General features: G+C 59.4%; 14 protein-coding genes. 9 read left to right on the plus strand and 5 right to left on the minus strand.

Features of this window, described 5'->3' with window-relative positions:
- Positions 1–44: 44 nt before the first annotated feature.
- From BUE92_RS08265 to BUE92_RS08285, 5 genes are all read left to right on the plus strand, one after another.
- Positions 45–953 (plus strand): carbohydrate ABC transporter permease, encoded by a 909-nt coding sequence (locus tag BUE92_RS08265; protein WP_003193765.1) that lies wholly within the window; start codon positions 45–47, stop codon positions 951–953.
- On the plus strand, positions 946–1,791 hold the full coding sequence (locus tag BUE92_RS08270; protein WP_073523011.1) for a carbohydrate ABC transporter permease: 846 nt from the start codon (positions 946–948) through the stop codon (positions 1,789–1,791). The genes BUE92_RS08265 and BUE92_RS08270 overlap by 8 nt, the downstream gene beginning before the upstream one ends.
- Positions 1,792–1,793: 2 nt before the next feature.
- Positions 1,794–2,954, plus strand: coding sequence for an ABC transporter ATP-binding protein (locus BUE92_RS08275; protein ID WP_073523012.1), 1,161 nt, complete (start codon positions 1,794–1,796; stop codon positions 2,952–2,954).
- Between the two features lie 85 nt (positions 2,955–3,039).
- The gene (locus BUE92_RS08280) at positions 3,040–4,386 is read left to right on the plus strand and encodes a carbohydrate porin (protein ID WP_073523013.1); all 1,347 of its coding nucleotides are present in this window, start codon (positions 3,040–3,042) and stop codon (positions 4,384–4,386) included.
- A 98-nt stretch (positions 4,387–4,484) separates the two neighbouring features.
- Positions 4,485–5,330, plus strand: a complete 846-nt coding sequence (locus BUE92_RS08285) for a D-hexose-6-phosphate mutarotase (protein ID WP_073523014.1) — start codon at positions 4,485–4,487, stop codon at positions 5,328–5,330.
- 113 nt (positions 5,331–5,443) lie between these two features.
- Here BUE92_RS08285 and BUE92_RS08290 read toward each other — a convergent pair whose 3' ends face one another.
- A complete protein-coding gene (locus BUE92_RS08290; protein ID WP_169856377.1) occupies positions 5,444–6,304 on the minus strand; it encodes a MurR/RpiR family transcriptional regulator in 861 nt (286 codons plus the stop codon).
- A gap of 220 nt (positions 6,305–6,524) precedes the next feature.
- On the opposite strand from BUE92_RS08290, the gene zwf reads away from it, so the two are divergent.
- From zwf to BUE92_RS08305, 3 genes are read left to right on the plus strand one after another with little or no spacing between them, the layout of a single operon-like run.
- Positions 6,525–7,991, plus strand: coding sequence for a glucose-6-phosphate dehydrogenase (gene zwf, locus BUE92_RS08295; protein ID WP_044267731.1), 1,467 nt, complete (start codon positions 6,525–6,527; stop codon positions 7,989–7,991).
- On the plus strand, positions 7,978–8,691 hold the full coding sequence (pgl, locus tag BUE92_RS08300; protein ID WP_073523015.1) for a 6-phosphogluconolactonase: 714 nt from the start codon (positions 7,978–7,980) through the stop codon (positions 8,689–8,691). Before zwf ends, pgl begins: the two co-directional genes overlap by 14 nt.
- Positions 8,692–8,708: 17 nt before the next feature.
- Positions 8,709–9,374 (plus strand): bifunctional 4-hydroxy-2-oxoglutarate aldolase/2-dehydro-3-deoxy-phosphogluconate aldolase, encoded by a 666-nt coding sequence (locus BUE92_RS08305; protein ID WP_073523017.1) that lies wholly within the window; start codon positions 8,709–8,711, stop codon positions 9,372–9,374.
- Positions 9,375–9,568: 194 nt separating this feature from the next.
- On the opposite strand, the gene BUE92_RS08315 is transcribed toward BUE92_RS08305, so the two are convergent.
- Both BUE92_RS08315 and BUE92_RS08320 read right to left on the minus strand, forming a co-directional pair.
- The gene (locus BUE92_RS08315) at positions 9,569–10,744 is read right to left on the minus strand and encodes an aminotransferase class V-fold PLP-dependent enzyme (protein WP_073523021.1); all 1,176 of its coding nucleotides are present in this window, start codon (positions 10,742–10,744) and stop codon (positions 9,569–9,571) included.
- A 10-nt stretch (positions 10,745–10,754) separates the two neighbouring features.
- Positions 10,755–10,991 (minus strand): DUF3820 family protein, encoded by a 237-nt coding sequence (locus BUE92_RS08320; RefSeq protein ID WP_008056784.1) that lies wholly within the window; start codon positions 10,989–10,991, stop codon positions 10,755–10,757.
- A 204-nt stretch (positions 10,992–11,195) separates the two neighbouring features.
- Between BUE92_RS08320 and BUE92_RS08325 the strand changes: the two genes are divergently transcribed.
- The gene (locus BUE92_RS08325) at positions 11,196–11,663 is read left to right on the plus strand and encodes a ferritin-like domain-containing protein (RefSeq protein WP_003193748.1); all 468 of its coding nucleotides are present in this window, start codon (positions 11,196–11,198) and stop codon (positions 11,661–11,663) included.
- 133 nt (positions 11,664–11,796) lie between these two features.
- Here the strand turns inward: BUE92_RS08325 and BUE92_RS08330 are convergent, their stop codons facing one another.
- Complete coding sequence (locus BUE92_RS08330; RefSeq protein ID WP_003193747.1) at positions 11,797–12,267, minus strand: MaoC family dehydratase; 471 nt, start codon at positions 12,265–12,267, stop codon at positions 11,797–11,799.
- A 56-nt stretch (positions 12,268–12,323) separates the two neighbouring features.
- On the minus strand, positions 12,324–13,268 hold the full coding sequence (locus tag BUE92_RS08335) for an alpha/beta hydrolase (RefSeq protein ID WP_073523024.1): 945 nt from the start codon (positions 13,266–13,268) through the stop codon (positions 12,324–12,326).
- Between the last annotated feature and the right edge of the window lie 12 nt (positions 13,269–13,280).

Below are 13,280 nucleotides of genomic sequence, written 5' to 3' on the forward strand. Positions count from 1 at the left end.
GACGGTTCACCTTGTAGTCCTTTTTCCCTGTACTGGATTTTCCCATGAGTTCTGTTGCTGTGTTCAGCAAGGCCTCGCCATTCGATGTGCTGCAGCGCTGGCTCCCTAAACTGGTGCTGGCGCCGAGCATGTTCATCGTGCTGGTGGGCTTTTATGGCTACATTCTGTGGACGTTCGTGCTGTCGTTCACCACCTCGACGTTCCTGCCCAGCTACAAATGGGCGGGCCTGGCGCAGTATCAGCGGCTGTTCGATAACGACCGCTGGTGGGTGGCGAGCAAGAACCTGGCCGTGTTCGGCGGCATGTTCATCGGCATCACCCTGGTGATCGGTGTGCTGCTGGCGATTTTCCTCGACCAGAAAATCCGCCGCGAAGGCTTTATCCGCACCATTTACCTGTACCCGATGGCGCTCTCCATGATCGTGACCGGTACCGCCTGGAAATGGCTGCTCAACCCGGGCATGGGCCTGGACAAACTCCTGCGGGACTGGGGCTGGGAAGGCTTCCGTCTCGACTGGCTGATCGACCCCGACCGCGTGGTCTACTGCCTGGTGATCGCCGCTGTGTGGCAAGCCTCCGGCTTTATCATGGCGATGTTCCTGGCCGGCCTGCGTGGGGTTGATCAGTCGATCATCCGCGCCGCCCAGATCGACGGTGCGAGCCTGCCGCGCATTTACTGGAGCGTGGTGCTGCCCAGCCTGCGTCCGGTGTTCTTCAGTGCGGTGATGATCCTGGCGCACATTGCGATCAAGAGTTTCGACCTGGTGGCGGCGATGACCGCAGGCGGCCCGGGCTACTCGTCCGACCTGCCAGCGATGTTCATGTACTCGTTCACCTTCAGTCGCGGCCAGATGGGCATGGGCTCGGCCAGTGCAATCCTGATGCTCGGTGCGATCCTCGCGATCATCGTGCCGTACCTGTATTCCGAGCTGAGGACCAAACGTAATGACTAGTCTCGTCGCCAAACCTGCCATCAGCCTGAGTCGCATCGCGATCTACGCGGTGCTGATCCTGGCGGTGCTGCTGTACCTGGTGCCGCTGGTGGTGATGCTGCTCACCAGCTTCAAAACCCCGGAAGACATCAGCACCGGTAACCTGCTGAGCTGGCCCACCGTGGTCAGCGGCATCGGCTGGGTCAAGGCCTGGGCCACCGTGGATGGCTACTTCTGGAACTCGATCAAGATCACTGTTCCTGCTGTGCTGATCTCTACCGCCATTGGCGCCTTGAATGGCTACGTGCTGTCGTTCTGGCGCTTCCGCGGTTCGCAGCTGTTCTTCGGCCTGTTGCTGTTCGGCTGCTTCCTGCCGTTCCAGACTGTGCTGCTGCCCGCGTCGTTCACCCTCGGCAAGATGGGCTTGGCCAGCACCACCACCGGCCTGGTATTTATCCACGTGGTCTACGGCCTGGCGTTCACCACGCTGTTCTTCCGTAACTACTACGTGAGCATCCCGGATGCGCTGATCAAGGCGGCACGCCTGGACGGAGCGGGTTTCTTCACCATCTTCCGCCGGATCATCCTGCCGATGTCGACGCCGATCATCATGGTCTGCCTGATCTGGCAGTTCACCCAGATCTGGAACGACTTCCTGTTCGGTGTGGTGTTCTCCAGCGGCGACTCCCAGCCCATCACGGTGGCGCTGAACAACCTGGTCAACACCAGTACCGGGGCCAAGGAATATAACGTGGATATGGCGGCGGCGATGATCGCCGGGCTGCCGACCCTGCTGGTCTATGTGATCGCAGGCAAGTATTTCGTGCGCGGCCTCACGGCCGGCGCGGTCAAGGGGTAATCATGGCTACGCTTGAACTTCGCAATGTAAACAAGACCTATGGCGCCGGCCTGCCCGACACCTTGAAGAACATCGAGCTGTCGATCAAGGAAGGCGAGTTCCTCATCCTGGTCGGCCCGTCGGGCTGTGGTAAATCCACGCTGATGAACTGCATCGCCGGCCTTGAGACCATCACCGGCGGCGCGATCATGATCGGTGATCAAGACGTGAGCGGCATGAGCCCCAAGGACCGTGACATCGCCATGGTGTTCCAGTCCTACGCGCTGTACCCGACCATGAGCGTGCGCGAGAACATCGAGTTCGGCCTCAAGATTCGCAAGATGCCGCAAGCCGACATCGACGCCGAAGTGGCGCGCGTAGCCAAGCTGCTGCAGATCGAACACCTGCTCAACCGCAAGCCGGGCCAGTTGTCGGGTGGCCAGCAACAGCGCGTGGCCATGGGCCGTGCCCTGGCGCGCCGGCCTAAGATCTACCTGTTCGACGAACCGCTGTCCAACCTCGACGCCAAGTTGCGCGTCGAGATGCGCACCGAAATGAAGCTGATGCACCAGCGCCTGAAAACCACCACCGTCTACGTGACCCACGACCAGATCGAAGCGATGACCCTGGGCGACAAAGTGGCGGTGATGAAGGACGGCATCATCCAGCAATTCGGCACGCCGAAAGAAATTTACAACGACCCTGCCAACCTGTTTGTGGCAAGCTTTATCGGTTCACCACCGATGAACTTCGTTCCCATGCGTCTAAAACGCCAGAACGGTGGTCTGGTCGCGCTGCTCGACAGCGGCCAGGCCCGTTGCGAGTTGCCGCTGGGCATGAATGACGCCGGGCTTGAAGATCGCGATGTGATCCTGGGCCTGCGGCCTGAGCAGATCGTGCTGGCGGCAGGCGAGGGCAATGGCTCGTCGAGCATTCGCGCCGAAGTACAGGTGACCGAGCCGACGGGCCCGGACACCCTGGTGTTTGTGCAGCTCAACGACACCAAGGTCTGCTGCCGCCTGGCGCCGGACGTCGCGCCGCAGGTGGGCGAGACGCTGACACTGCAATTCGACCCGGCCAAGGTGTTGCTGTTTGACGCCAAGACCGGTGAGCGATTGGGGACTGCTGCTTCGTTGCCGGCACAGGGGCATGCCGATAACGTGACCCAGTTCAAGGGCCGCTAAGCAAGATAACTGGTTGTTTTCGTTAAAAAATGTAACCCGCGTTAGATAAAAACAGTTTAATAACAATAAAGACGAGGATGTAGGGATGAAAAAGCAACACAACAACACCCGGCTGATCTGCCAACTGTCAGCGGCAGCAGCCCTTGTATTGTCCGCCAATGCGATGGCGGCCGATGCATTCAGCGCCGATTCCAAGTGGATGACCGGCGATTGGGGCGGCGAGCGTACCAAGCTGATCGAGCAAGGTATCGACATCAAGGCCGACTACGTGGGCGAGATGGGCTACAACGCCCACGGCGGCTACAACGACGACAAGACCGGTCGTTACTCCGACCAGTTCGGTCTGGGCGTGGCGCTGGACCTGCAAAAACTGTGGGGCTGGGATAACACCCAGGCCAAGATCCAGTTGACCAACCGTAATGGCCAGAACATCTCCAATGACCGCATTGGCGACCCGCGTGCCGGCACCTTGAGTTCCTCGCAAGAAGTGTATGGCCGTGGCCACATGGTGCGTCTGACCCAGTTCTGGATTCAGCACCAGATGTTCGACAACAAGCTGGACGTGAAGCTGGGTTACTTCGGTGAAGGCGAAGACTTCAACACCTTCCCTTGCGACTTCCAGAACCTGTCGTTCTGCGGCTCCCAGGTCGGTAACTACGTCAATACCTGGTACAACTGGCCGGTCGCCCAGGCCGCTATCCGCGTGAAGTACAACATCACGCCTGAGCTGTATGCGCAAATCGGTGCCTACAACCAGAACCCGTCGCAGCTGGAGCACGGCAACGGCTTCAAACTCAGCGGCAGTGGTACCAAGGGCACCGTGATCCCGGTGGAATTGGTCTGGTCGCCGAAGGTTAATAACCTGCCGGGCGAATACCGTGTGGGTTTCTATAAAAGTGCCGCCGATGCCTCTGACGTTCGCGAAGACATCAACGGCAACGATGCCGCTACCACTGGCGCTGATTACCGTACCCGCAGCAGCAAGAAAGGCTACTGGTTCGTTGCGCAACAGCAACTCACCACCCATAACGGCGACGCTTCCCGTGGCCTGAACATTGCAGCCAACGCGACCTTCCATGACAAGGAAACCAACCTGGTCGACAACTACCAGTCGTTGATGCTCGTGTACAAAGGCCCATTCGACGCGCGTCCAAAAGATGACGTCGGCATTGGCGTCGCTCGCCTGCATGTCAACGATGACGTGAAGAAGAACTCTCAATTGCTCAACGCCGCCAATGGTGTGAGCGACTACGACAATCCGCTGTACACGCCGATTCGTGAGACTGAGTACAACGTCGAGCTCAACTACGGTTTCCACGTCACCAACTGGCTGACTGTGCGTCCGAACCTGCAGTACGTTGTCCAGCCTGGCGGCGTGGATAAAGTCGACAACGCGCTGGTAGCGGGCCTGAAAATTCAGTCTACGTTCTAACGCTGTTGCGATAAGCTCCTCTCTCTGTGCGCATTTGCGGGTAGCCATGGCTATCCGCTTTTTTTTGCGTGGCACTGTGATATTCGGGACCTGGGCACATGCACGAGCAACCGCTGCAACGCTTTTTCAAATCCCTGCGCGAGCGTCCGGTGTTCGCCTGGGAGCGCTTTCAGATGCGCGATGTGTTGGTGATCGACCATCCGCTGTGCCAGGCGGTGTTCAGTCGCCAGGGTGCGCAACTGTTGCATTTTCAGCCCACCGGCCAGAAACCCTGGCTGTGGTGCGCGGCCAAGTGGCCGCAGGTCGGCGCCATTCGGGGCGGCGTACCGGTGTGCTGGCCGTGGTATGGCCGCCACCCCAGCGAAAATGCCTGGCCTTCCCACGGTTGGGCCCGCTTGATCGACTGGAAGCTGCTCGACAGCAGCACCGATGACAACGGCGTGCGCCTGCACTGGCAATTGCAGCTGTGTGACTGGCAGGTGGACTTGCACGCGCACCTGGGCGACACCCTGGAACTGCGCCTGAGCACCGAGCATCACGACGAGCTGCCGTGCCAGTTGAGTCATGCATTGCACGCTTACTGGCGTATTGGTCACGTTGATGAGATAGCGCTGTCTGGGCTCGAAGGGGCGCAAGGCTACGACCAACTCAATCGCCAGGTTTGCCAGCAGGAAGGCGACCTGCGGGTCGATGGCGGTTGCCAGCGGGTGTTCCAGCATGAGGGCGAACTGCAACTCAAGGACCACGCCTGGCAGCGTGAATTGTGCATCGACACGGGCGACAGCGCCGACACGGTGGTGTGGCACCCGGGGAGCCGGCCGCTGTTGGGCGTGAGCTTTAACGAAGCGTCGGGGTTTGTGTGCGTAGAGGCGGCGATGGCGGCGGCGAGCCTGGCGCCGGGGGAGAGGGCCCATCTGAGTTTACAGGCGCGGGCTGGCGCTTAGCGGTGTGGCTGATGGCGCTATCGCAGGCAAGCCAGCTCCCACATCTGGAATGCATTCCCCTGTGGGAGCTGGCTTGCCTGCGATAGCGCCGGTACTGCTGGCAAAGATTACTGCTAGTTGAACTCATCCCCCACCGGATACCGGCTGTCATTCAAGCTCTCTTTGATCTTGCGCAGATGCGGCTGGAAATCCACCCCGCGACGCAAGGTCATGCCGGTCGCCAGCACATCCAGCACCGTCAACTGGATAATCCGAGAAGTCATCGGCATGTAGATATCCGTGTCTTCCGGCAACGGGATGTTCAGGCTCACCGTACTGGCCTTGGCCAGCGGCGAGTTTTCGGCGGTCACGCCCAGCACTGACGCACCGTTTTCCCGAGCGATACGCGCAACTTCCACCAGCTCGCGGGTACGGCCGGTGTAGGAAATGATCACGAACAACTCACCGGTGTGCGCCACCGAGGCGATCATGCGTTGCATCAGCACGTCCGCGTGGGCGGTCACCGCCAGGTTGAAGCGGAAGAACTTGTGCAACGCATCCATGGCCACGGGAGCCGAAGCGCCCAGGCCAAAGAAGTGGATTTGCCGCGCCTGGATCAACAAGTCCACGGCCTTGCTGATCAACGCCGGGTCCAGGGCCTGGCACGCACTGTCCAGGGAGGCAATGGCGCTGCCAAAGATCTTCTGGGTGTACGCCTCGGGGTTATCATCGGCCTCCACGGCGCGGCTGACATACGCGGCGCCACTGGCCAGGCTTTGCGCCAACTGCAATTTGAGTTCAGGGTAACCGCTGACACCGAATGAACGGCAGAAACGGTTGACCGTCGGTTCACTGACCGATGCGGCCTGGGCGAGGGCGGCGATCGAGAAGCGTGTGGCCTGCTGCGGGTTGAGCAGGATCACTTCAGCGACTTTGCGCTCGGCCTTGTTCAATTCTTCGAGGCGGTTCCGGATCTGTTCCAGAAGATTTCGCACGCGGTCCATTCAGTCTTTCCTTCGGGCGACGATGCAAATAAAAAGGCGGTAACCAATCGATGAGTGGCTTTTCGCGGTGGCCTATCCTACTGAGGGTAGCTGAACACCACCACTCGCAATGCGTATTTCCGGAAAATGTTGTGGTTATTACTACATTTTTCCTTGAGTGATGCCTTGAAAAAAGGTATTTGTAGCTTAACTTGATAAAAGAACAAACATCATGCCTTCGATAACCGTGGAACCCTGCACCTTTGCCCTGTTTGGCGCCTTGGGTGATCTGGCGCTGCGCAAGTTATTTCCTGCCCTTTATCAACTCGATGGCGCCGGGTTGCTGCACGACGACACCCGCATCCTGGCCCTGGCCCGTGAAGCCGGCTCCGAGCAGCAACACCTGGCCCATATCGAAAAAGAATTGCGTAAATACGTTGGCAAGGAACTCGACGAAGCCGTGGCCCAGCGTTTCCTCGCACGCCTGGCTTATGTGCATGTCGACTTCATGAAGGCCGACGACTACGTCGCCCTGGCCGAAAAAGCTGGCAGCGATCAACGCCTGATTGCCTACTTCGCCACCCCGGCGGCGGTGTACGGCGCGATCTGCGAAAACCTGTCCAAGGTCGGCCTGGCGGAAAATACCCGCGTAGTGCTGGAAAAACCCATCGGTTCGGACCTGGAGTCGTCGCGCAAGGTTAACGACGCCGTGGCGCAGTTCTTTCCGGAAAACCGCACCTACCGCATCGACCACTACCTGGGCAAAGAGACGGTGCAGAACCTGATCGCCCTGCGTTTCGCCAACAGCCTGTTCGAAACCCAGTGGAATCAGAACTACATCTCCCACGTGGAAATCACCGTGGCCGAGCAGGTTGGCATCGAAGGCCGTTGGGGTTACTTCGACAAGGCTGGCCAACTGCGCGACATGATCCAGAATCACCTGTTGCAACTGCTTTGCCTGATTGCCATGGACCCGCCCGCCGACCTGTCTGCCGACAGCATCCGCGACGAGAAGGTCAAGGTGCTCAAGGCCCTGGCGCCGATCAGCCCCGAGGGCCTGACCACCCAGGTAGTTCGTGGCCAGTACATCGCCGGCTACAGCGCCGGTAAAGCCGTGCCGGGTTACCTGGAAGAAGACAACTCCAACACCCAGAGCGACACCGAGACGTTCGTTGCCCTGCGTGCCGATATCCGTAACTGGCGCTGGGCCGGCGTGCCGTTCTACCTGCGTACGGGCAAGCGTATGCCGCAAAAACTGTCGCAGATTGTCATTCACTTCAAGGAACCGTCCCACTACATCTTCGCCCCCGAGCAGCGCCTGCAGATCAGCAACAAGCTGATCATCCGCCTGCAGCCGGACGAAGGTATTTCCTTGCGTGTGATGACCAAGGAGCAGGGCCTGGACAAAGGCATGCAACTGCGCAGCGGGCCACTGCAATTGAATTTTTCGGACACCTATCGCAGCGCACGCATCCCCGATGCCTACGAGCGATTGTTGCTGGAAGTGATGCGCGGCAATCAGAACCTGTTTGTTCGCAAAGATGAAATCGAAGCCGCGTGGAAGTGGTGTGACCAGTTGATCGCCGGGTGGAAAAAATCCGGTGATGCGCCCAAGCCGTATGCGGCGGGGTCCTGGGGGCCGATGAGCTCCATTGCACTGATCACGCGGGATGGGAGGTCGTGGTATGGCGATATCTGAATTGAAACTGCCTCAGGGCGTCACTGCCCATGAGTACCGTACGCCTGCGCTGCTGGCCGATGGACTGGCCAATGACGTGGCTGAACAACTGCGCTCGGCCATCAGTGCTCGTGGCGAGGCGACGTTGGTGGTGTCCGGTGGCCGCAGCCCCGTGGCGTTTTTCCAGAACCTGGCCAAGCAGGGCCTGGACTGGTCCAAGGTCACCATCACCCTGGCCGATGAGCGCTGGGTGCCGGTCGAACACGCCGACAGCAATGCTGGCCTGTTGAAGCAACACTTGCTGCAAGGTCCGGCGGCCAAGGCGAAGTTCTTGAGCCTGTACAGCCCCGCTGCCAACCTTGAAGACGCTGCCGAGCAGGCCGATCGCCTGCTGGGCGAGTTGCCAGCCATTGACGTGCTGGTGCTGGGCATGGGCGATGACGGTCACACCGCGTCGCTGTTCCCCAACAGCCCCAACCTGAGTGAAGCGCTGAAGGCCGACGGTACCCGCCGTTGCTGGCCGATGCTGGCGCCCACTGTACCGCACCAGCGCCTGACCATGAGTCGTGCGTTGCTGGCCACGGCCGACTACACCGTGCTGTCGATTTCCGGCAGTTCGAAATTGACCACCTTGAGCGCCGCCCTGGCCAGCGACGATGTTGCTGCCATGCCGATTCGCGCGTTTTTGCAACCTACTCTCGAGATTTACTGGTGCCCATGAGCCAAGGATCAGCCGCTATGAAAAGCCCTCAACCGACCGTGTCCATGGCGGATAAAGTTGCCTTGATCGACAGCCTCTGCGCCAAGGCGCGGATCCTGCCGGTGATCACCATCGCCCGCGAGCAGGACATCCTGCCGTTGGCCGACGCCCTGGCAGCCGGCGGTTTGACCGCGCTGGAAGTGACCCTGCGTTCCGAGTTCGGCCTCAAGGCCATTCAGGTCTTGCGCGAGCAACGTCCTGAGCTGTGCACCGGTGCCGGTACCGTGCTCGATCGTCACATGCTCGAAGCGGCAGAAGTGGCAGGCTCGCAATTTATCGTCACCCCTGGCGTCACCCGTGACTTGCTGGAAGCCTCGGTGCACAGCCCGATCCCGCTGCTGCCGGGCATCAGCAACGCCTCCGGCATCATGGAAGGCTATGGCCTGGGTTATCGCCGTTTCAAGCTGTTCCCGGCTGAAGTCAGCGGTGGCGTTGCTGCCATCAAGGCTCTCGGCGGCCCGTTCGGCGAAGTGAAATTCTGCCCGACTGGCGGTGTTGGCCCGGCCAACATCAAGAGCTACATGGCGTTGAAAAACGTGATGTGCGTGGGCGGGAGCTGGATGCTTGATCCGGAGTGGGTCAAGAACGGCGACTGGGCACGTATCCAGGAAGTCACTGCCCAGGCGCTGGCGCTGCTGGACTGAACGGATTTATCGAATCGTTGTTGCTGTGCTTAACGGCATTTTTGCGGCGCACTTGGTCGGTGTGCCGCTTTTTTTTGCCTGTAATTCTAGCTGTAGGAGCGAGCTTGCTCGCGAAAAACGTCAACGATAACGCGTGCTTTCTGAATAAACGCGGTGCCTGTGCGTTTTTCGCGAGCAAGCTCGCTCCTACAGTTTTAAACGGTGTTTAGTTCGGTAATTGCGTGGACTAGCGCGTTGATGTCCGCCGCCGACGTCACCAGCCCTGGCGTCACCCGGATACAGGTGCCAAACGCGGCCCCCGTGCGCGTGGTGGCGAACAGATCGTGCTCCTTGAGCAACCTGTCCACCATCGCCTGCTGATCACGCCCGATGAACTTGAAGGCTGTGATCCCGCAATACAGTCGCGGGTCATCCGAAGTCAGCACTTCAATCCCCACCAACGGCCGCACCTGGTTCACCCACAGGTTGCGCAGGTAATTGACGCGTGCGCCCTTGGCCGCAGCGCCACCCAATTGTCGATGCTCTTCAAACACCAGGGGCAAGGTCATCAGCGCCGGAAAGTTCGGCGTGCTGTAGGACGTACGCGCTCGCACATCGGTGGCTGGGTAGTGAAACTCGCCCATATCCGGGTCGATATCGGCCAGGCGCTCCGGTGCGATGTACAAAAAGCCCAGGGTCAGCGGCGCGCCGATCCACTTGTGCAGGTTGAAGCCTGCGAACTGAATGCCCAGTTCGGCCAAGTTGAATTCGATCTGGCCCAGGGCGTGGGCGCCGTCGAGGATCACGTCGATTGCGCGTTCGCGCGCGGCCTTGGCAATGGCTGCAACCGGCATGACCAGGCCCGTACGGTGGGTCACATGGGTCAAGGCCATTAATTTCAGACGCGGGTACTGCACAAACGCATCGTGATAAGTCTGCACCAGGTTGTCGAAACTGGCCGGGTGGGTGTGGGCCACCTCTATCACTTCCACGCCGCGAGTCGCTGCCAGCCAGCGCATGGCGCCTTTGACCGTGTCGTACTCCAGGTCGCTGATCAGCACCTGGTCGCCCGGTTGCAGGCGGTTGTAGTTGCGGATCAGCGACTGCAAGGCTTCGGTAGCGTTACGGGTGAAAGCGACCGATTCGGGGTCGACATCAATCAACCTGGCCAACTGGCGGCGTATCTCGTTGTTTTCACCTTGCTCAAAGCGCTGGCGCACATGCACCGCGTTGCTGCGGTTGATAAAGCTGATGTGCTCAAGGTACTGGGCCTGCACCGCCCGGCTCATGCGCCCGAAGTAGCCGTTTTCCAGGTTGATCGGGCCGGGCTCGCACTCATAGCGCTGAGCGATGGCGTGCCAGTGTGGTTCGTTATCAGCATTCCTTGGCATGGCGATCTCTTTAGTGACGGGGGGCAGGTTTACCGTGTTTGGCGCGCAGCGGTTCAAGCAATTCGGACAGGCCGTTGTGGTCGATTTCCTGCATCAAGGCCAGCAAGCCGCCCAGTTCCCCGTGGGGGAAACCTTCACGGGCGAACCAATTCAGGTAGGGCCCAGGCAGGTCGGCAATGATCCGGCCTTTGTATTTGCCGAAGGGCATTTGGCGGGTGATCAGCAGTTCGAGTTTTTCGGGATTCATGAGCGTCGTAGGGTTGAGGCCAGGCTTTCGAAAATACAGGCATTCTGCATGAAGGCCAAATGACAGATCATGCAAATAACCGCCATACAGATGGTTCAATAATTCGTAACTTATTGAAAGTAAAGATAAAAATTGTTTATGAAAACCTGGCACGGGCGCTGCAATAACCCATACAACCTTCTAACCCGTATAAGGAATTGAAAAATGACTGATATCAACAAAGAATCGATCTCCGTACTGAACGACCTGATCGAGACCAGCATCGACGGCCAAAAGGGTTTCAAGGAATGCGCTGAAGATATCAAGCATCCAGAACTCAAGGCCCTGTTTGCCAAGCGCTCCGCTGATTGCGCGACAGCCGCCGCTGAACTGAAAACTGCTGTGCGTGCCTTGGGTGGCGATCCTGAAGATTCCGGCAGCATGGCCGGCGCGCTGCACCGTGGCTGGGTCGACGTGAAGTCGATGGTTACTGGAAAGGACGAAGAGGCCGTATTGAACGAAGCCGAGCGCGGTGAAGACCACGCACTGAAGGCTTACAAGGAAGCGATCGAGAAGATCAACAAGCACAACCTGGTGGGCATTCGTGACTTGGTTGAGCGTCAGTACCACGGTGTACAGCGCAACCACGACCAGGTAAAAGCCCTGCGTAACCAGGCTCGCGCTCAGTCGTAAGCCCTTTGCTGGAAAAGCCCTGAAGAATGTGGGAGGGGGCTTGCCCCCGATGGCGGAGTATCAGTCACTGCAGCTGTGATTTGACTTGCGCTATCGGGGGCAAGCCCCCTCCCACATTGGTACTGCGTGCATGTCAGCCGATGCTGATCGGTGGCAACTCGGTCAAGGTCACGACTTGCTGCTTACGCGGCGCCAGAATCTCCGCCTCGCCATCGACGACCAACTCATCACGCTGGTTGAACACCCGGGTGGCAATGCGCACGCGAAACTTCGGCAGTTTCTCGAGGATTTCCAAGCGCACGGTCAGGGTGTCGCCGATCTTCACCGGCTTCTGAAAGGTCATCTGCTGGCCGATGTAAATCGTGCCCGGCCCAGGCAGCTCGCAGGCCACTGCCGCGCTGATCAGCGCACCGCTGAACATGCCGTGGGCAATCCGCTCCTTGAACATGGTCGCCTTGGCGTATTCAGCGTCCAGGTGCACCGGGTTGTGGTCACCCGACATGGCGGCGAACAGCTGGATATCGCGCTCTTCGACGGTTTTGCTGAAGCTGGCAGTCTGGCCCACTTCAAGCGCTTCGTACGGGGTGTTGGTTACCTGGGTCATCTCAAGGTGCATCCTGTGGCTTAACGGTAATTAATCGGCTGATTTTAAAGCAAAAACTATTCGCAGCGGGCGGGCCTGCGCAACGCCAGCGCCTGTTCGAGCCAGGCCAGCAGGTCGGCGGTGACTTCATCGCGGTTGGTTTCGTTGAACACTTCATGGCGCGCCTGCGGGTAAAGCGTCAATTGCACGTCCTGGCAACCGGCCTCACGCAGGGCGTGGGCCAGGTTCTTGAGACGCTTGCCTTCACTCACCGGATCACAATCGCCGCCCATCACCAGGATCGGCAGGCCTGGATCGATCTGCGCCAGGTTGGAGACTTTGCTGATTTGCTGCAAGCCACCCAGCAGGTCGATCCACAGTTGATTGGTGCAACGAAAGCCACAGAGTGGGTCGTTGATGTAGTTGTCCACTTCAACCGGATCGCGGCTGAGCCAGTCGAACTTGGTGCGATTGGGTTTGAAGGCTTTGTTGAATGAGCCGAACGACAAGAAGTCGATCAACGCACTGCGTCCTCGCAGGCCTTGGCGTGCTCGCTCGATGCGCGCAATGATTTGCGCTGTACGGTAAAGGGCCACCGGCTGGAAATTCGAACCGCTGAGTATTGCGCCATGCAAGCTGGCGCTGTGATGCAGCAAATACGCCTGGGAGATATAGCTGCCCATGCTGTGGCCCAGCAAGATGATCGGCAGCCCGGGGTGCTGTTGGCCGATGTGCTGATTAAGGCTGGCCAGGTCGCCCACTACTTTGTTCCAGCCATCCGTTTCAGCATACAGCCCAACGGTGCCGGCCTCGGCGGTACGGCCATGTCCGCGCTGGTCCAGCGCATATACGCCATACCCTGCGCCACACAACGCTTGCGCCAGGCGCGCATAGCGACCGCCGTGCTCGGCCATGCCATGGGAGATCATCACCACGGCGCTGGGCGGGCCATCGGGCATCCATTGGTTGACGTACAGACGGGTGTGGTCGTTCGCGGTCAGCCAGAAGGTGCTGTGGTTCATGGCGGCTTCCTT

It is taken from the genome of Pseudomonas fluorescens (assembly GCF_001902145.1).
Taxonomy (GTDB): Bacteria; Pseudomonadota; Gammaproteobacteria; order Pseudomonadales; family Pseudomonadaceae; genus Aquipseudomonas; species Aquipseudomonas fluorescens_BV.